This window comes from Azorhizophilus paspali (genome assembly GCF_043587585.2).
GTDB classification, from domain to species: domain Bacteria; phylum Pseudomonadota; class Gammaproteobacteria; order Pseudomonadales; family Pseudomonadaceae; genus Azotobacter; species Azotobacter paspali.
The window spans coordinates 1,477,936-1,497,338 of the sequence record NZ_CP171449.1; the positions used below are offsets into that span (position 1 = coordinate 1,477,936).

General features: G+C 62.4%; 9 protein-coding genes, 2 pseudogenes and 1 other annotated feature. Of the genes and pseudogenes, 8 read left to right on the forward strand and 3 right to left on the reverse strand.

Annotated elements, in window-relative coordinates:
• The first annotated feature begins 2 nt into the window (after positions 1-2).
• Positions 3-3,806: a hypothetical protein gene (locus ACGI6K_RS07205; RefSeq protein WP_376942151.1), complete on the forward strand. Its 3,804-nt coding sequence runs from the start codon at positions 3-5 to the stop codon at positions 3,804-3,806.
• Between the two features lie 111 nt (positions 3,807-3,917).
• Positions 3,918-4,864, forward strand: a protein-coding gene (locus ACGI6K_RS07210) for an IS630 family transposase (protein ID WP_394543654.1) whose coding sequence is annotated in 2 segments (ribosomal slippage) — positions 3,918-4,263 and positions 4,263-4,864 — 948 coding nt in all. Because the reading frame shifts where the segments join, the coding sequence is not laid out codon by codon here.
• A gap of 886 nt (positions 4,865-5,750) precedes the next feature.
• Here ACGI6K_RS07210 and ACGI6K_RS07215 read toward each other — a convergent pair.
• Positions 5,751-6,454: pseudogene (locus tag ACGI6K_RS07215) on the reverse strand (transposase); the annotation flags it as partial.
• Positions 6,072-6,176 (reverse strand) — a sequence feature (AL1L pseudoknot). Its footprint overlaps the pseudogene before it by 105 nt.
• A gap of 618 nt (positions 6,455-7,072) precedes the next feature.
• Here ACGI6K_RS07215 and ACGI6K_RS07220 point away from each other — a divergent pair.
• The 5 genes from ACGI6K_RS07220 to ACGI6K_RS07240 all read left to right on the forward strand — a co-directional run bounded on the left by ACGI6K_RS07220 (position 7,073) and on the right by ACGI6K_RS07240 (position 16,499).
• Entirely contained in the window at positions 7,073-11,053 is a 3,981-nt protein-coding gene (locus ACGI6K_RS07220) for a non-ribosomal peptide synthetase (protein WP_376947872.1), read from the forward strand.
• Positions 11,054-11,133: 80 nt separating this feature from the next.
• Positions 11,134-12,387 carry an NAD(P)-binding domain-containing protein gene (locus ACGI6K_RS07225; protein ID WP_376947870.1) on the forward strand — a complete coding sequence of 418 codons (1,254 nt, stop codon included), beginning with the start codon at positions 11,134-11,136 and terminating at the stop codon, positions 12,385-12,387.
• Positions 12,388-12,466: 79 nt separating this feature from the next.
• Positions 12,467-13,489 carry an HlyD family secretion protein gene (locus tag ACGI6K_RS07230; protein ID WP_376947868.1) on the forward strand — a complete coding sequence of 341 codons (1,023 nt, stop codon included), beginning with the start codon at positions 12,467-12,469 and terminating at the stop codon, positions 13,487-13,489.
• Positions 13,486-15,060, forward strand: a complete 1,575-nt coding sequence (locus ACGI6K_RS07235; protein WP_376947866.1) for a DHA2 family efflux MFS transporter permease subunit — start codon at positions 13,486-13,488, stop codon at positions 15,058-15,060. The genes ACGI6K_RS07230 and ACGI6K_RS07235 overlap by 4 nt, the downstream gene beginning before the upstream one ends.
• Positions 15,057-16,499 (forward strand): efflux transporter outer membrane subunit, encoded by a 1,443-nt coding sequence (locus ACGI6K_RS07240; protein ID WP_376947864.1) that lies wholly within the window; start codon positions 15,057-15,059, stop codon positions 16,497-16,499. Before ACGI6K_RS07235 ends, ACGI6K_RS07240 begins: the two co-directional genes overlap by 4 nt.
• 263 nt (positions 16,500-16,762) lie before the next feature.
• On the opposite strand, the gene ACGI6K_RS07245 is transcribed toward ACGI6K_RS07240, so the two are convergent.
• Positions 16,763-16,951: a YgaP family membrane protein gene (locus tag ACGI6K_RS07245; RefSeq protein WP_376947862.1), complete on the reverse strand. Its 189-nt coding sequence runs from the start codon at positions 16,949-16,951 to the stop codon at positions 16,763-16,765.
• Positions 16,952-17,594: 643 nt separating this feature from the next.
• Between ACGI6K_RS07245 and ACGI6K_RS07250 the strand changes: the two genes are divergently transcribed.
• Positions 17,595-18,549, forward strand: a protein-coding gene (locus tag ACGI6K_RS07250) for an IS630 family transposase (protein ID WP_376947876.1) whose coding sequence is annotated in 2 segments (ribosomal slippage) — positions 17,595-17,666 and positions 17,668-18,549 — 954 coding nt in all. Because the reading frame shifts where the segments join, the coding sequence is not laid out codon by codon here.
• A 267-nt stretch (positions 18,550-18,816) separates the two neighbouring features.
• Here the strand turns inward: ACGI6K_RS07250 and ACGI6K_RS07255 are convergent.
• Positions 18,817-19,128 (reverse strand): annotated as a pseudogene (locus tag ACGI6K_RS07255) (response regulator); the annotation flags it as partial.
• Positions 19,129-19,403 lie beyond the last annotated feature (275 nt).

Here is a 19,403-nt window from a genome sequence, read left to right on the forward strand (position 1 = left end):
CTATGAAACCCAAGACCATCGACCAGATTCAGAAGTTCCACGGGCATTTCGACATCGAGACCGTGTTCATCCCCAGCCGCGTCAGCGTCACGAAGGAAACCAAATATTTCGTCATTCAGGAACGTGAGGTCAGCTATCGCTTCTACCCGCATTTCCATCCCTATGTCGGACAGCTTGCCCAAAGGCTGCTTCGCAAGGGGACGCCGGGCCTTCAGGCGGCTGACACGGAGTACGTGGGTGGCGGCGTTTCTCTCCCAGGTAGCCTCGAAGTTGCGCTGGCGAAGAATACCAACATCACCGTAGCGGCTGGTTCCGGCATTTCACTGCTCGCGGACGTTCAGGCGCAAACCCCGGGGGGACTTATCGCGCTCTCCGCCAAGATGCAACTCGAGGTCGCCGGTGTCACGCCCGCGGCCTTGCCCGACGGCGCGACGGCGACCTTTGTTGACGGAGTGAGCGAGACGCCGCCCGCGGGCTCATCGTTCACGGTGTCGCAGAACAAGGCAGCCGTCTTTCTAGGCGACGCAAAGATCGATCTGCCGGGAGCCACGGCAATCAAGCTTTACGATGGGAGCTCTGCGACGCTTCCAGCCGGCACCTCGGTCGTATTGGCCAGCGGAGCGCAACTCACCGTTGCAAATGGAACGCAGGTTACGCTCGTCAGGAGCAAGCCGCTGCCGGTTCTCTACACCGACATCTTCTCCGCGACGAAATACAACCCTTCGACGCTCGTCACGCGGCCCTACCCGGTCAAGGATCTGGACTTCACTTCGGGCGGTGCCTATTCGGTCTACAACTGGGAGCTCTTCTTTCACGTCCCGCTCACCATTGCCATCCATCTGAGCAAGAACCAGCGCTTCGCCGAGGCACAGCGGTGGTTTCATTTCCTCTTCGACCCCACCGACGACAGTGATAGCCCGACTCCTGAACGTTTCTGGAAGGTGCGGCCCTTCCAGCACACGGACGTGAAGCAGATTGAGGACATTCTCGTGAACCTCGCTACCGGCGGCGATGAGGCGCTGCGAAACGAGACCATACGAAGCATCGAGGCGTGGAAGGACGCCCCTTTCCGACCGCATGTCATCGCGAGGTACCGGCAGCAGGCGTACATGTACAAGACGGTGATGGCGTACTTGGACAACCTGATCGCCTGGGGCGACTCGTTGTTCCGCCAGGACACGGGCGAGGCCATCGACGAGGCGCTGATGGTCTATGTGTTGGCTGCCAACATCCTCGGACCGCGTCCTGAGGCGGTGCCCAAGAAGGGGGCCGTTCGCGCTCAGACGTACGCGAATCTAAGGAATGATCTCCAGCAATTCGGAACCGTCATGCGCGACGTCGAGGCGGATGTTCCTTTCGATCTGCTGCCGTTCCCCGGAGAGACGTCGGAGGAGAGCGATCGCCTGGCGACGGTGCGCAGCCTGGGCAAGGCGCTGTACTTCGGAGTTCCGCGCAACGACAAGCTGCTCGGGTATTGGGACACGGTCGCCGACCGCCTCTTCAAGATTCGCAACAGCCTGAACATCCAGGGTATCTTTCGTCAGTTGGCGCTGTTCGAGTCGCCCATCGATCCCGCCATGCTGGCTCGAGCTGCAGCCGCGGGCTTGGACGTGGGAGCCATCGTCAACGGCCTCAATCAGCCATTCCCGCTCGTGCGCTTCCAGGTCCTCGTGCAGAAGGCCGGCGAAATCGTCCAGGAGGTTAAGGCGCTCGGCAACAACCTGCTCTCTGCAATGGAGAAAGAGGATGGAGAGGCGCTCGCCGTTCTGCGGTCCAAGCATGAACGCTTGATCATGGAGATGGTCGAGCACGTGAAGTATGGGCAGCTACAGGAGGCCATCAAATCGAAGGAGGGGTTGCTCAAGTCTCTGGACCTCGCCGTTCAACGCTACTCCTACTACGAGCAGCAATTGGGGAAAAAGGCGGACGAAATCAAGAAGGCGATTCCCGCGCTGGGAGACCTGGACGCGGAGAGCCTCGGGAAGATGAAGTTTGCAATGACGGAACCCGAGATAACTCTGCACGACATCGAGATCGACATCGCCACGGATGCATTCGCGCAGGCAGCGCAATTTCTCATGGGCGGCAAACTCCTCAGCTCTCACGAGGTGCGAGAGACCTTGTTTTTGGAGGGCGCCCAGATTGCAAGTGACAGCGGTAGTGCCCTGAACGTGGTCAGCTCTATCGCCGCGGTGGTCCCACAGTTTGAGGCCAGCGCTGAACCTTTGGGGGTGGGGGGGGCAACGAATGTGGGTGGGCAGAACGTGGCTTCTGGAATTACCGCTGCCGCGAACGCGGCACGTGGGATCGCTGAGCGTCTTAACTTCGAAGCTCGGCGCGCCAACCGGATCGATTCGTTCGCACGTCGGGAGCGCGAGTGGACGTTTCAGAGTAACCTCGCCGCCGGCGAAATCGCGCAGATCTTCAAGCAAGTGCGCGCCGCGGAACTTCGTCAGGCGGTGGCGGAGCAGGAGTTGAAGAGCCACCGGAAGCAGATGGAGCACGCGGCGGAGATCGAACGTTTCCTGAACGAGGAGGGAACCCAAAAGTCGGGCAAGAAGACAAACAAGGCGCTCTTCACGTGGATGAAGCGGGAGGTGAAGGGCCTCTACGCGCAGTGCTTCCAGTTCGCGTTTGATGTTTCCAAACGGGCTGAGCGCGCATTGCAGCACGAGCTCGGCAGTCGCGAGCTGACGTATCTCCAGTTCGGCTACCTCGCCGGGAAGGAGGGCCTCCTCGCGGGCGAGAAGCTCTATCTCGACGTCAAGCGCATGGAGGTTGCGTACCACGAGCTGAACCAGCGCGAATACGAGATGACCAAGCACGTGAGCCTGCTCCAGGTGGCCCCGCTCGCGCTGCTCAGCCTGCGCAGAACCGGGCGCTGCACAGTGACGCTCCCTGAGTCCCTCTTCGACATGGATGGCCCCGGCCACTACTTCCGCCGCATCAAATCCGTGGCTCTCAGCATCCCTTGCGTGAGCGGGCCGTATGCGAGCGTCAACTGCACCCTGAGCTTGCTCAAGAGCGGGATTCGCAGAACGCCGGTGCTTCGCGACGGCGCTTACGCGCGCGAGGATGCAGAGGACGATCGGTTTGAAGACTACTTTGGGAGTCTGCAATCGATCGTCACGAGCTCGGCGCAAAGCGATGGTGGTCTCTTCGAGACGAATCTGCGCGACGAGCGCTACCTGCCATTCGAGAACGCGGGAGCCATCAGCGAATGGCAGCTCGAGCTGCCTGGAAACCCGAGCAAGGGAGATCCGGTCCAGTTCGACTACGAGACGATCAGCGACGTCATTCTGCACATCCGCTACACGGCGCGCGAGGGCGGGTCGTTGCTCCGTCAAGGAGCAATCAGCAACCTGAAGACCTTGATCGACAATGCGAAGGCGGTGGGGTCTGTTCGACTGTTTTCTGTTCGAGACGAGTTCCCAAACGAGTGGGCGAAGTTCCAGGCGCAAGTCCCTGGCGCCAACCAGCGCTTCGCACTCAAGCTACAACTTCGTGCGGAACACTATCCATTCTGGAGCAAAGATCGCCTGGTCAGCGTGACCCAAGTGGTCTTCTTCGCGCGCAGCAGCAAGCAGGTAACGCCCCCGAGTGTCGACGTCTTCGACAAGGTGGACAAGACCGACCTTGATACAAAGCACGACACTCTCACGAAGGACACGACCCTGGGGAACTTGCTCGGTGGAAAGTTCACCAACATTGCGTTACCTGCAGCGCCTGAAGGCAATATCGAGCTTTTCTTTAACGAAAGAGAACTTGAAGACCTTTGGCTTGCTTTGACATGGGGTGGCTCGTGATACATGTCTTTCGGCAACTCGAGCATTTTTTGAAAACACGAATTCGACATACAGGGGTTGCTCTTCCTGGTCATTTCGGGCCTCCTCTCCCGCTCAGACAAGGAGACTAGAATGGCTCGAGCATACAGTGCCGATCTTCGCCGACGCGTCGTCGACGCGGCCATGGGCGGGCTGTCGGCTCGGCAGGCCGCCGAGCGATTCGACATCGGCACGGCGACGGCGATCGTCTGGGTACGGCGCTTTCGGGAAGGTGGGGAGCTCGTCGCCCGCCGACAGGGCAAGCCCCGGGGCTTGCGGCTCGATCCCCATGCGCACTACCTGCTCGGCCTGCTCGAGCAAACCCCCGACCTGACGCTGGCCGAACTCGCCGCAACCCTCGAGCGGGAGCGCGGTATTCGGGTCAGCCTGGCGACGGTATGGACGTTTCTCGACCGGCACGGCATGACGTTCAAAAAAAGACCGCGCCTGCGGCCGAGCAGCAGCGGCCGGACGTCCAGGCAGCGCGACAGGAGTGGCTCGAGGAACAACCCGGCTTCGACTGGCGCAAGCTGATCGTCGTCGACGAAACCGCCGCCGCGACCAACCTGGCCCGCCTACGAGGCTGGCCCCCTCGCGGCGAGCGCTGCCTGGCCGCGGTCCCTCACGGTCACTGGAAAACCACGACCTTTACCGCCGGCCTGCGCGTGGATGGGCTAACTGCTCCGCTGGTGCTCGACGGCGCCATGAACGGCCCGGCCTTCCTGGCCTATGTCGGGCAGGTTCTGGTTCCCGAGCTGACGCCCGGCGCTATCGTGGTGATGGACAACCTGCCGGCCCACAAGGTGGCGGGGGTACGCCAGGCCATTGAAGGCGCAGGAGCCACACTGCGCTACCTGCCTCCCTATAGCCCCGACCTGAACCCGATCGAAAGGGCATTCTCCAAGCTCAAGGCGCTGCTGCGAAAGGCGGCGGCGCGGACCGTGCCGCAGCTGTGGCAGAGCATTGGCGAGGCGATTGCGCAGTTCTCGGCGCAGGACTGCAGGCACTACTTCGAGGCAGCCGGATATGAATCGGGATAAGGTAAAAATGCTCTCGCTCTGGGGGCGGCCCATGTGAGCCGCTGAACCGCCCTGGGAATCTCGGAGGCTCGTTGGTGTGAGTCATGCCGCCAGGGCTGACTCGTAGAGTTGTCGATAATACGCCGCTTCAGCTTCCGCCGGCGGGATGTTGCCGCAGGGCAATCGCATGAAGCGCTCGCCTGATACCAGACTGGAAAGATTGTGTGATCCTTGGCATGGCTGCTTGCCGAGTAGCCGGATAGTCCCCGTTTCGGCCTCCCGGCCGAGTCACTTTTTCTTGCCTGGCCAAGAAAAAGTAACCCAAAAGAAGGCCACCCCCTCATCCGGCCCTGCGCTTCGCTCCGGGTTCCCTCCCTGCATCGCCGCTCCAGGGGCACGTCCCGCAGGGTCATCCATGGCCCATCGCGGCTCTCGCGGCATCCTTGCCGCTCGACCCCTTCCACGACGATTCCGCTCGGCCTCCTGAAGGGGGCATCCGGCATTGCCTGACAAGCCGTGCCACAAGAGCGAAAGCGCTTTCAGGCAACCCGGAGCCCGACTCCCGTTCAGAAGGCCGAGCGCAGGCGTCGCGTAGAGGGGCGAGCCGCGGGGAGGCGGCGAGAGTCGTACGAGGGGCATGGATGCCCCTTGTGCGACGACCCTCGGAGCGACGCCGGAGCGAGGGAACCCCGGCGTAGCCGGGGCCGAATGACCGGGCGCGCTTTCTCTTTGGTTACTTTCTCTTTGCGCGCGCAAAGAGAAAGTGACTCGGCCGGGGGGCCGAAACAGGAAGTATCCAGCCCTTCGGCAAGCAGCCGATGCACCGGATTTGAAGACCAGGCCGGAACGACCAGGCACACAATCTTTCCAGTCCGGTATCGGAAAGACATTTCATGCGATTGCCCTGGATGTTGCCGATCGGTTCCAGCAGTCGACGGTGGTTGTACCAGTCCACCCAGGTCAGCGTGGCCAGCTCCACGGCCTCGCGGTTCTTCCAGGACTGGCGATGAATCACTTCGGCCTTGTAGAGTCCGTCGATGGTCTCGGCCAAGGCATTGTCATAGGAGTCGCCCACGCTGCCCACCGACGGCTCGATCCCGGCTTCGGCAGCGGATCGAGACAGACTGCACCCCTCTATCACTGTGATCGAGCAGCCCGCCCTGTACCGGCTGATGGGCATACAGCGCCTGCTCCAGGGCATCCAGCACGAAGTTGGTACGCGCCGAACCGGAGACCTTCCAGCCAACGATCCGCCGGGCGAAGGGCGGTGATCGTCGATGAAGGCCTTCATCGCTTGAAGCGGCGGTCGAGCTCCGCCTGGGCAAAATACGCCGAGGCCTTGCGCAGGTTCTCGTTGGCTTGGCGCAGCTCACGCACTTCCCGCTCGAGCGCCTTGATCCATTCACGCTCGGGCGTTGTCCGCCCCTCGCGCAGTCCGCTATCGCGTTCGGCCTGCCTTACCCAGCGGCGCAGCGTTTCGGCCGTGCAAGCGATCTTCGCCGCGATGGAAGTGATCGCCGCCCACTGCGACTCGTGCTCGTCCTGATGCTCAAGCACCACACCAACCGCCCGCTGCCGGACTTCAGGGGAATACTTCGTTGCTGTATTCATGGCTCCATCCTCTCAAGAGTTGGAGCGTCCGAGAAACCTGGGGCGGTTCAAGCTGCCCGCCCAGGGCCGCACCTGTGGGAAAGCGCCGTTTACGTTTGTCGGATACTCAGCTTCGGAGAAACTCAACTGGATCATGCGCTCGGGTTCGGCTCACCGAAGGCCTTATTGCAGCAGATAGACAGGGTTTTCTGGAGTTTCAGCCGCTCTTAAATAGTTCGGTCGGTAATGCCGAATGAAAATTAGGGATATCCCGGTAGTTGCATTTCACCGCCGTGGTCGTTCCGACGCGAAACCGTATTGCGGTGTTACTCTGGCGATGCCATACTCGTGCCATTATTGAGGGTTATAAGCTTATGCCTGTCTGTCCGTAAGCCGGATTCGAACAATTTTTTCGTTATTGTCCGGCAGGATGCGGAGAAAACATGGAGTAACGACTCGAAAAGTCTCTAAATCGGTTTGATCCGGGCAGGATGGCCGAAAGCTGGGCTCCATGGTCGGCAGCGTCTCTCGCTGAGGGTTTCCATTCATTCTTTCATATGCAAACTTTCGGCATGGCGCTCAACCGCGCACTCCATTTCAAACTTCTCTTCATAACTTCATATTTAAGAAAAATTGAAAATGTTCGACGTATTGGACGAGCGGTCGGCTGTTGGCGGAGCTATATCCGAGTCATACCCTTTGACCGGGTTGCAGCACGCTTATTGGGTTGGTGAGCAAAAGGTTTACAAGTTTCACACTGTCCCGTTTCTTTATTTCTGTTATTTCATCGAGAACCTTGACGTTCCTCGGCTCGAAGCGGCACTCCAGACGGTTCTCGAGGCTTACCCGGAGTTGTCCGTGGAGTTTTTTCCCGATGGCACCCAGAGTCCGGCGCGGGAACCGATCGGGAAGATTTCCCTCGATCTGACCGACTGGCGCGACCGGCCGACGATCGGTGTGGCGGAATTGCAGGAGCTGCGCAAGCAGGACATGGAAGCCAAGCTGGCACTGCTCGGCGACAAGGTACAGGTCACCGCATTCCTGGATCGCGTCGCCGATGGTTACTACGTCAACTTCGCTTTCCGTCTGATCTCCTTCGACGCCTTTTCGGTCCGCTTGTTCTACAACGCCTTGGTGCGGGTCTATACCGGCATGGGCCTGCCCGAGGAGCCGCGCGCCTTCTTCTCCGAGTTCACGGCCAAGCGCCGGGCGATCAAGGAGGGCAGCGCCTTTCAGCGCTCCATGCAGTACTGGCAGGACAGGATCGTTACCTTGCGCAACGTTCCCGAACTGCCCGTGGTCGACCACGAGCGCATGCCGGAGGAGTCCCGTTTCCGGCGTAACCGCCTGGTGTTCGGTCCCGAGCGGGCCGCCCGTCTCAACGAGCAGGCGCGCAAGCTGGGTATCAGTCCCAGCATGCTGTTCTGCACCGCTTATACCGATGTGCTGCGCCTGTGGTCGCGCAATCGCGCCTTCACCATCAACATGCTGATGAGCCACCGCCCCTCGGGCGATCCACGCTTCCAGCGCGCCTTCGGCAACTTCGGCAGCACCCTGCTGCTCGAGTGTGCGGACAGTCCGGGGCTGTTCGTCGAGCGGGCCAAGGTGCTGCAGCGTCAACTGGCGCGGGACGTGCGCCATTCCCGAGTCGAAGGCGTCGATGTGATTCGCGCCATGGGCAGCACCGGCACCGGCATGCCGGTCATGCCGGTGGTGTTCGCCAGTTCCCTCGGCCTCGACCTGCCGGAGGGGCTGCTGCTGCCCAACGAGTTCGGCCTGAAGAACATGGGCGGCGGCCTGCATACCCCGCAAGTCTGGCTGGATTGCCAAGTCTACATGTACCTCGATGAGATGGTCCTGAACTGGGACTACGTGGAGGGACTGTTCCTGCCCGGGGTCATCGAGAACATGTTCGAGGCCTTCGAGCAGCAAATCGAGGCCATCCTGTGGCACGAGACGCCTCAGGAGGCGCCGCTGCTGCCCCGGGTTCCGCCGAAGGCGCTGCTGGCGCGCCAGGCGGCCAACCGGACCGAGCGCGAACTGCCGACCGGTCGGATGGAGCGCTTCGTCGCCGAAGCCTGTGCCCGTTACCCCGAACGGACGGCGCTCATCGCTCCCGATCGCGTCATCGACTACCAGAGCCTGTGGGGCTGGAGCAGCAACCTTGCCGCCCGGTTGCGCCAGGTCGGCGTCGGCAGCGACGATCTGGTCGCCGTGGTGGCCAAGCGTGGCTGGCGCCAGGTGACGGCCCTGCTCGGGGTGGTCCAGTCCGGCGGCGCTTACCTGCCGATCACCAGCGAGCAGCCGGTGGCGCGCAAGGAGTGGCTGATCTCCCGCCCGGGGGTCAAGGTCGTGCTGATCGAACCCGAACTGGCCGTCGACCTGACACTGCCACCGGACGTTCGCGTGCTGCTGCTGGACGAGGTGCTGCCCGACGCGCCGCCGCCGGCGGTGGCGCTGGAGCCGGCGCGGGGCGAGCGCGATCTGGCCTATGTGATTTTCACTTCCGGCTCGACCGGCCAACCGAAGGGCGTGGCCATCGATCATCGCGGGGCGGTGAACACCATCCAAGACGTGATCGCCCGCTTCGGCCTGACCTGCGAGGACCGGCTGATCGGCCTGTCCAGCTTCAACTTCGACCTGTCGGTGTACGACATCTTCGGCGGTCTGGCCGTGGGGGCGGCCCTGGTGCTGCCACCGCATAGCGAGACGCCGGCGCCCGACCAGTGGGCCGCCTGCGTACGCGACCACGGTGTGACGGTGTGGAACACCGTACCGGCTTCGCTGGAGATGCTGATCGAGTTCCTCGGCCCGCAAGCTGCCGCCCACATGCACAGCCTGCGGCTGGTGATGCTCAGCGGCGACTGGATCCCGATCACCTTGCCGGAGCGGCTGAAGAAGGTGGTGCCGGGGGTTACCCTGATCAGCCTCGGTGGCGCTACCGAAGCCTCCATCTGGTCCAATTACTTCCCGGTCGAGCAGCTCTCGCCGGGCTGGAAGAGCATTCCTTACGGCTGGCCGCTGTCCAATCAGAGCTTCCATGTGCTGACCCGGGATCTCGAGCCGGCCCCCAACTGGGTGCCGGGCGACCTGTACATCGGTGGCATCGGTCTGGCCCGCGAGTACTACGACGACCCGCAGCGCACCGCTGAAAGCTTTATCATCCATCCGCAAACCGGCGAGCGCCTGTACCGCACCGGCGACATCGGCCGCTACTTCGACAATGGCTGTCTCGAGTTCCTCGGCCGTCTCGACGGCCAGGTAAAGATCCGCGGCTTCCGCATCGAACTGGAAGAGATCGACGCCAATCTCGCCCGCTGTCCGGGGATCCGCGCCGCCACCACGGTGGTAGTGCGCAGCGGCGAAGACAGCCGTCTGGTGGCTTTCTACCAGCCGGCGGCCGAACCGCTGGAGGCCGAGACGATCCGCGCCCACCTGGCCGCCAACTTGCCGTCCTACATGATTCCGTCCCAGGTTATGGCGCTGGAGACTCTGCCGGTCACCGCCAACGGCAAGGTGGATCGCAAGGCGCTGTCGGCCATGGCCGACGCGCTCGGCCCGGAAACCCGGACCCGGCGCAGTCCGACCAGCGAAACCGAGCGGCGTCTGGCCAGCCTGTGGAGCCAACTGCTCGGCGTGGAAGCCCTGGGCATCGACGATGAGTTCTTCGAACTGGGTGGCACTTCGTTGCTGGCCGTGCGCCTGATCAACGAGATCGCCCGCGAATTCGGCCAGACCCTGCCGCTGGTGTCGCTGCTGCGCCACGGCAGCATCGCCGCCCAGGCCGTCATGCTCGATGCGGCCGAGCACGCCGGCCACCAGCGTACCCCGCTGGCGGTGATGCGCGAGGGCGGGCAGACCACCCTGGTTCTGGTCCACCCGGTGGGCGGCAACATCCTCTGCTACCGGGAACTGATTGAGCTGCTGCCCGCCGGCGTGAGCGTGCTCGGCCTGCAGTCTCCCGGCGACGGGGTTCCGCGCCAATTGGAGGCGCTGGCTGCCAGCTATGTGGAAGCCCTCCGCGCCCAGGCTGCCGAGCCAGCCTCGATTCACCTGCTGGGCTGGTCCATGGGCGGGGTGATCGCCCAGGAGATGGCCCGGCAGATGGAGGCACACGGCATCGCACCGAACGGGGTGACCATGATCGACAGTTGGATGGCCGCGCCGCAGCCCCAGGGCAGCCAGCGCCTGGAAGGAGAAACCCTGCTGCTCAACTTCCTCCGTGACCTGCTGTCCGGCGAACCGCTGCCGATCGACTTCGACAGCCTGTCGCGGCTGGCCGAGGCCGAGCGGCCGGCAGCCATCGTGCAGGCGCTGAAGCAGGCCGGCGGCGTCGGTTCCGATCTGTCCCAGGAGGAGTTCCTCGCCCTCTTGGGCGAGTACCGGGCCAATTACGACGCGCTGCTTGGCCATGCGCCGCGCCCGACGACCACGCCTGTACGCCTGTACCGGGCCAGTCGCGGCATGGATTTCCCGCTGCTGACGCCGTTCGCCTTGGCGGAGGCCACGAATCTCCAGGTCGTCGACTGTGAGGGCGATCACTTCACGGTGGTCGAGCGGGACTCCCTGCGCGAGATCCTGATGCACCTCGCGAATTCCGGCGAGATCGCTCCTTGGTAAAAACCGGATAACCGCGACCGCCCTATGCCGAAGTGCAGCGGGCGGTCGCCCTTTTTTCCAGTCACGGACTGAAACTTCAAATGAGTGGACATTTCGACACCCTGATCGTCGGTGGCGGTCAGGGCGGGCTCTCTACGAGCTATTACCTGACCCGGCAGAAACGCTCACATCTGGTGCTGGAGCGCGGCGATATTCCCGCACCGGTCTGGCGCGACGATCGCTGGGACTCCTTCACCCTGGTCACGCCCAACTGGGATTTCCGCCTGCCCGGCGCGAGCTACGCCGGTGACGATCCCGACGGCTTCATGCCCCGCGAAGAGATCGTGCGAACCTTCGCCGACTACGTCCAGCGCCACCGACTGCCGGTGAAGTACGATACGGAAGTTACCGAGGTCTGCGCCGACCCCGTCGGGTTCCGCGTCTCCACCCGCGACGGCGACTGTTACACCGCACGCAACGTCGTGGTCGCCACCGGCCTGTTCCAGTTCCCGCGCCGGCACGCGATGGCGGCCAGACTGGTGCCGTCGATCCGCCAGATACACTCGGGCGCCTACCGCAACCCGGCCGCCCTGGAGCCGGGTGCGGTGCTGGTGGTTGGCAGTTCCCAGTCCGGCTGCCAGATCGCCGACGAACTGAACCGGGCCGGTCGCACCGTCTACCTGTGCGTCGGCCGGCACGACCGGGCACCGCGCCGCTATCGCGGCAAGGACATCTTCGAGTGGATGCGCCTGTCCGGGCTGGCCGACCAGACCGCCGACAGCCTGCCTTCGCCGAAGCTCAGGTTCACCCCCAACCCGATCATGGCTGGCCGCCACGAAGGCGGCAGCCTCAACGTGCACCGGCTGGCCCGTAATGGCGTGCGGCTGCTCGGCACATTGCAGGACATCGACGGGGCCTGCCTGAGCATCGCGCCCGACCTGCACGATAACCTGGTCGGCACCGACCAGCGCGAGGCCGAACTGCTGGGCAAGATCGACATGCTGGTGAGCATGCGCAAGCTGGATCTGCCCGAGGAAAAACCCGAGCGTCTCGAAGACGGCTACGCCGCGCCGCTGCTCGAACGGCTCGAGCTGGACGAGGCTGGCGTCACCTCGGTGATCTGGGCCACCGGCTACGGCTTCAGCTTCGAACTGGTCAGGTTCCCGGTGTTCGACGAGGATGGCTATCCGCTGCAGCAGCGCGGCGCCACGGCCCAGCCCGGACTCTACTTCGTCGGCCTGCCCTGGCTGTACAACAAGCGCTCGGGCCTGTTGAGCGGCGTCGCCGAAGACGCCGCACACATTGCCGAACATATCGAGGCACGGGATAACGGGAAGGGCTGGAGTCGTGAGTGAAGGAGCACCGGCGAACGCTGCCGTACAACCTGCGGGCCCCGCACCGGGAAGCGCCCGCAAGGCCAAGGTGATACTCGCTTTGATCGCCCTCGTCGGTTTCGCCGTGGTGGGACGCATGTGGTGGCGCAGCGCCTATTTCGAGGAAACCGACAACGCTTATGTCGAGGGCTACATCAGTGCTATCGGCCCCCGGATCGATGGCGTGGTGACCAGGGTCCTGTTCGAGGACAACCAGCGGGTCCGCGCCGGCGACGTGCTGGTCGAGCTCGATCCGGCCGACTACGCCGTGCGGGTCGAGGAGATCAAGGCACAGTTCCTGGAAATCGATGCCGAACTGCTCAAGCTGGATGCCGATATCGAGCAGGGCGAGGCCAGGGTCCGTGCCCTGAGCGCCCGCTCGGCCCGGCGCCTGGCCGAGCTCAAGCGCTACAAGCAGGATGCCGAGCGCCAACTGGCCCTGCGCAACCAGGACATGAAGGCCGTGACCGGCACGGAGCTGGACGCGGCCGTCGCCGCCCGCGATGGCGCCCAGGCGGATTACATCGCCCAGCAGGAGGAAATCCGTGCAGCCCGGGCCGGTGTCGAGGCGACCCGTTCGTCCCGTGCCGTACTGCTCGCCCGCAAGGAGGTGCTCGCCGCCAGGCTGCGCGATGCCGAGCTGCAGCTCGAATACACCACTATAAAGGCGCCGGTGGATGGCCGGATCGGCAATAAATCGGTCGAGGTCGGCGACCATGTGAACAAGGGGCAGCGCCTGGTGGCGATCATCCAGAACGGGGTCTGGGTGACGGCGAATTTCAAGGAAACCCAACTGCGCGATTTGCTCCCGGGACAGAAGGTCGACATCCGTCTCGACACCTTTTCCGGCGAAAAAATCGAGGGGCGGGTGGACAGCTTCGCGCCGGCTTCGGGCGCCAAGTTCGCCCTGCTGCCGCCGGAGAACGCCACCGGCAACTTCACTAAGATCGTCCAACGCGTGCCGGTGAAGATCACTTTCGCTCCGGAAACCCCGAAGGCCTTGATGGAGCGGGTGGTGCCGGGCATGTCCGCGCTGATCGAGATCGATCTGCGCCAGGAACCGCCTAGGTTGGCCGCCCAATGAGCGGCCAGCCCACAACTACCCCGGACCAGGTGACGTCGCGGACCTGGATCGCCATCGGCGCGGCGGTCCTCGGGGTGTTCATGGCGGTGCTCGACACCCAGATCACCAACGCCTCGCTGCCGGAGATCCTCGGCTCGCTGTCGGCCTCGATGGAGGAGGGCTCGTGGATGAGCACCACCTACCTCGCGGCGGAGGTGGTGGCCATTCCGCTGACCGGCGTCTTCCTGCGGGTCTTCGGCCCGCGCGCGTTCATCCTGGGCAACACGGTGTTGTTCCTGATGTTCTCGACCCTCTGCGGGATGGCCTGGAACCTCGAGTCGATGATCGTGTTCCGTACGCTGCAGGGCTTCTTCGGCGGCGCGCTGATCCCGACGGCGATGACCCTGATCATTGTCAGCCTGCCGCTGGGCAAGCGGCCGATGGCGCTCGCCTGGCTGATGCTGGCCAGTACCCTAGCGCCGACGCTGGGGCCGACGGTCGGCGGCATCCTCACCGAGTTCTATAGCTGGCCGTGGATTTTCTACATCAACTGGCTCCCCGGCATCCTGATGCTAGCCGGCATCGCCGTCGGCCTGGATGCGCAGCCGAAAAAGTTCGAGCTTCTGCTGAGAATGGACTGGCTGGGCATCGCCGGGATGGTCATCGGGCTGGGTGCGCTGATCGTCTTTCTCGAAGAAGGTAACCGCAAAGACTGGTTCGACTCGGAGTTCATCCGCACCACCAGCTTCATCGCCTTCGCCGGCATCCTTCTGTGGATCGGCAGCCAACTGCTGCGCCCCGATCCTTTCGTCAATATCTGGCTGTTCGGCCGGCGCAACTTCTGGGTGTCGTCTGGAGTCGGCGCGGTGGCGGGTTTGGGGCTGTATGGGTCGACCTTCGTCCTGCCGCTGTTCCTCGCCCACATCGCCGACTACAACTCGCGGCAGATCGGCGAGACCATCATGTGGATGGGCCTGCCGCAGATCATCATGACCCCGGTGGCGGCGGTGCTGGCAAAGAAGATCGACAACCGCGTCATCTGCTCGGCCGGCCTGCTGCTGTTCTCCATTTCCTGTTTCATGAACGCCTACATGACCGCCGAAACCGGCTACGACCAATTGATCGCCTCTCAAGTGTTTCGCGCGCTCGGGCAGCCACTGATCCTCATCACCCTGTCCAATATGGCCATTCACCGGATCGAGCTGGCCAACCTGTCCTCGGCATCCAGCCTGTACAACATGACCCGCGTGCTGGGCGGTGCGGTCGGCACGGCCATCCTGTCCACGGCCATCACCATGCGCGAGCACCTGCATTCCGAGCGTCTGGTCGAAGCGGTTTCCCTGTTCTCCTCAGTCACTCGCGAACGGATCGCGGCAATTACCACGATGCACATGAACAACAACGGCGACATCGCCCTTGCCACTCAGCAGACCATGGCCACCCTGAACGGCATGGTTCAGCGCGAGGCCTTCGTGATGGCCTACAGCGACAGTTTCTTCATTCTGGGCAGCATGCTGCTGGTGTCGGTCGGCCTGGTCTGGCTGGCGGATCGCATCGTAGCTCCCGGCGCCAAGGGGAAGGGCCACCGATGAACGACAGACTTTCTTTCCTGCTGGGGCTGGCCATCCTGCTGCAGGGCTGCAGTATCGAACCCTTCGTGCCGGCAGCCGATCCGGCGTTTCCGTCGAGCTACCGCAATGCTTCCCCGGACGAGCCGAACAATGTGGATGTCCGCTGGTGGCGGGTCTACCGGGACCCGGTGCTCGACCACCTGGTCGAGAGCGTGCTAGAGCGCAACCCCTACACCCGCTTCGGCGAGCTGCACGTAGCCGAGGGACATGCCAACGTGCTAGGCGCCCGGGCCGATCTGTTGCCCAACATGAACTTCGGTGCCAGCCGCGACGAGAGCCATACCTCGACCAACACCCCGCTGGGCGAACTGCTCCAGCAGGGGACCATCGCCGGCCAGAGCAATCGCATCACCAGCAATACGACCTGGCAGATCGACCTCTGGGGGCGGATCGCCCAGTCCGTCGAACTGGCCAAGGCCAAGCTGGGGGTGGCCGAAGCCACCCGGCGCAGCGTGGCATTGGTCCTCGTCCGCGAAGTGGCGGTCGCCTACTGGCAGTTCCGGGCCGCCGAAGCCGACCACAGCCTGCTGGAGCAGATCCGCGCCGAGCGACAAGAAGCGGTTCGGCTGATCGGTATGCGCCTGGATATCGGCCTCAACACTGAGCAGGATCTGATCGAGGCCAAGGTCAGGCTGGCCAGGGTCGAGGCCGAGATGCACGAGGCTGCGGTCAAGCGCGACATGAACGAGCAGGAGCTGGCGATCCTGATGGTGGTGGACGTGAAGGATTTCCGTGTGCCGTCTCCCGTGGAGTATGCCTTGCCCGACATTCCCGAGGTGGCTCCCGGTCTGCCGGCGATCGTCCTGGCACGGCGTCCGGACCTGATGGACTCTTCCGAGCGCCTGCGCGCCCTGATTGCCCAGGAGCGGATCGCCGAGACCGCCTTCTATCCCAGTATCAGCTTGACCAGCCGTTATGGTTTCGCCTCACAGGATTTGAGCGATATCGCCAAGCATTCCTCCCGGGAATTCTCCTTCGTGCCGATATCGTTGTCGCTGCCGATCTTCGATGCCGGGCGCAATCGGGCCAACTTGGAAGCGGCGCGTCTGCGCTACCAACAGCAGGTGAACGTACACAAGGTCAATATTCTCATCGCCCTGCGCCAAGTGGACGATGCTTTGAGCCAGGTTCGGGCGGCCAGGGAACGGCTGCGCATTCTCGACGAGGCTCTGACGGCCTCCCAACGGCGCGCGAATGTCGCCGAGGCCCGTTATGCGGTGGGGCAGAACAACTACGTGGAGGTCAACCAGGCGCGCGATGGTGCACTGTCACTGCAGCGCAAGTTGGTGCGCAGCCGTATTGATGGCTTGATGGCCACGACCATGCTGATGGAGGCGCTGGGGGGCGGATGGAACGAGTCCCTCGAAGGGGAGCGGGGAACTGTCGCCAAAGCCGACTAGGCAGCGCTTTCCAAGCATCCGGGGAGAGGCGGTGCCATGAACTGTCTCGCGGCGAGTCTCGTCGCGAGGCTCTGGCTCCGGTCGCCCCCCATTGCGGATGGATCGGCCCCTTGTTTCGGCAATCGCTCCGAGCGTCTAGAACTATGCTCATGGGAGCGAACGGCTTCCGGAAACAGCGGGACTTTCAGATTTGCGGCAAGTTGTCCGGGTGGCCGAACCGGTGGTGCCGATGAAACGCGTCGTTTCCGGTCCGGCCAATAGCGTTATTTTTTCGTTGGGCAGGTGCGGCTGCCGAACAGCATGTAAGCCGGACACCATCTGAGCAGCCCGGTGGCCAGGAGCAATAGTCCAGCCCATGCCCAGAGCGGACCTCCCGCGATGGCCCAGACGATCAGTGCAACACCTGATACGATGCGTGCGATTCTTTCGATGCTGCTAATGTTTTTTTGCATGATAAGTTATTCCTTTATCCAGTAACGAAGTTTGCTTGCGATATCCGAGCCCATGTCTTTTCCGGATTCTCCGTTGTAGGCAGTGATCTCCGTGCTTTGGCCCCGCCTCGAGTCGACGGGCGAAATCGGGCCGTGAGTTTCCGATATACCGGCAAATGGGGACTATAAAAATCACAAACTACGCTTCGCCGGAATATCTACATTGAGGGTGGCATTTTAGCATCGATTTATGTGCGCGGTCTAAGGTTAGGCGCGAAAGTTAGAGCGGATCGGTGAGATAAATCGATTCGACGGGCTTTGCGGAATGGGCAAAGAAACTTCTACGCTTATACGGTTAAGGACTGCAAGAGCGCTTCGGGCAGCGCAGACAAGTCGGTGCAATCGTTCGTAACCGTATATGCTCGAGGTCGGCCAGGTCCGCAAGATTCTCCAGGTGTTCGAGCGGACATTCTTTTTCCATGTTTCGTCTGAAAAATTGTTCTGGCTAGAACCCTGTCTTCATCACTGCGAACCTAGACATGTCAGGCCGTTAAGTACAAGAACGTAAATCTTCCCGCATAATAGGCACCTTGTCTCAGCAGTGCTTGGAGTCGCCCTTGTGAAGTTCGTATCCCCCCTCTCGGACACTGAGCTACAGGCCTTGATGGAGACCTACGTGCATGCCGGGAAGCCAGCCTTGCGCCGTCGTGCCCATGCCATCGTGCTCAGCCACAAGCGCCTACCGCATCAACCCGATCAGCGACATTCTGGCCGTCACGCGCGAGACCATATCGCTCTGGTTCGATGCCTGGCAGTCCGATGGACTGGAAGGCCTCAGGGACAAGGCTCGCCCTGGCCGTCCGGCTATCCACGACGACTGGGATCGGGAGCGGCTGCAAGTCCTGGTGGCCGAGCATCCCCATCGGATCAAAACCGTCCATGCCCGCCTGCAACGGGAAACGGGCAAATCCTCCTGCACGGCTACGGTCAAGCGGGTTTTAAAAAACCTGCGGTATAGCTTCAAGCGTGCCCGGCGGTCGCTGAAGGCGCGGCGCGACGAGAGCGACTTCCGTGCCACACAAGGCCTGCTGGCGGAGCTTCGGCAGTGGGAGTCTCGTGGCGACACCGCATTGTATTACTTCGATGAGTCTGGCTTTTCGCAACACTCTGCCGTGCTTTATGCCTGGAGCCCTGTTGGGAGGGCACTGCAAAGGACGGCCTTTTCGCGTAGCCGGCGTCTCAATGTGCTGGGGTTTTTGAGTCGCCAGGGCAAGCTGATTTACCACAAGACCACCGACATCGTGACGACGGAGGTGGTCATCGAGGCTTTCGATCGCCTGCTCGAGCAAAAGTCGCCGGAGGCCTTTGCCATCGTCGTGCTTGACAATGCCAGTATTCATTGCTCAGCCTTGTTTCTGCGCAAGGAGCTGGAGTGGAGAGCGCAACGGCTCTACGTGATCTTCCTGCCCACGTACTCGCCCGAGCTCAACCTGATCGAGTTTCTCTGGCGGAAAATCAAGTACGAATGGCTGCCTGTAATGGCTTACCAGAGCTTTCCGTCACTCACCAATCAGGTGCTGTCGGATTACGGCGAAAAATATCGGATTAATTTTGTGTAGCAACTTATTCACCCCCTGGGCGAGTGCGATAACGACAGCACGATCGAGTATGGAAGCCACTTTACCAATATGTTCATGCGCTGCTACCCGGAACGGGAAACCACAAAGCGCATCTTTTCTGAGAATCGTTTAGTCAAACTTAAACAATCCCATCATCACGTATGATCAGGTAACCAAAGCGCTGACCAGCTTGCGCGTCCTGCAGTACACGCTGGCAGCGTCAACCCTATACCCAAACACCTATTGGCTAGTTTTCACCAATTCATTTCAAGAGCGGACTTTTTCGTCCCCTTCTATCAGCCCCTTCACCCGCTGCGCTAGTGCCTCCACCGCGAAGAGCTTGGTCAATACCGCCATGCCAGGCTCCAGGTAGCCGTCGCTGAGTAGCCGGGTCTCGGCGAGGCCGGTGATGAAGAGCATCTTGAGTGCTGGGTGGTGGACGCGGGTGGCGTCGGCGAGTTGGTGGCCGTTCATGCCGCCGGGCAGGCCGATGTCGGTGACCAGCAGGTCGATGCGGGCATCGGAGTGCAGCACTTCCAGCGCGTAGGGTGGAAAACCTGCGAAGCAGTTTTCCACCGGAGGTGCGACGTAGGCGAGGGCGGGGATGAGGTTCGCTGGGCTGGACAAGCCGGCTTGTCCGTCCTACAAAAGGTTTTATCGCGCAGGGCGAGCCTGCCTGCCGTGGAGTCGCTGCCGCCGGCTCGCGAGAGCCTGGTCGCCGCGCATTTTTGGTTTTATCGAGAGGCAGTGGATTTGTGAGAAAGAAGAAGTCGTTGGACCCCGTTCGCCAGGCTCAGAAGAATCGTGCCTATCTGATCGGCTATCTGATCGCCCTGGCCGGTATCGCTTGCGGG

Excerpts from the sequence above, each read along its gene's own strand:
- ACGI6K_RS07205 (WP_376942151.1), top strand. The coding sequence starts at position 3 with ATGAAACCCAAGACCATCGACCAGATTCAGAAGTTCCACGGGCATTTC.
- ACGI6K_RS07220 (WP_376947872.1), top strand. The coding sequence starts at position 7,073 with ATGTTCGACGTATTGGACGAGCGGTCGGCTGTTGGCGGAGCTATATCC.
- ACGI6K_RS07225 (WP_376947870.1), top strand. The coding sequence starts at position 11,134 with ATGAGTGGACATTTCGACACCCTGATCGTCGGTGGCGGTCAGGGCGGG.
- ACGI6K_RS07235 (WP_376947866.1), top strand. The coding sequence starts at position 13,486 with ATGAGCGGCCAGCCCACAACTACCCCGGACCAGGTGACGTCGCGGACC.
- ACGI6K_RS07240 (WP_376947864.1), top strand. The coding sequence starts at position 15,057 with ATGAACGACAGACTTTCTTTCCTGCTGGGGCTGGCCATCCTGCTGCAG.
- ACGI6K_RS07245 (WP_376947862.1), bottom strand. The coding sequence starts at position 16,951 with ATGCAAAAAAACATTAGCAGCATCGAAAGAATCGCACGCATCGTATCA.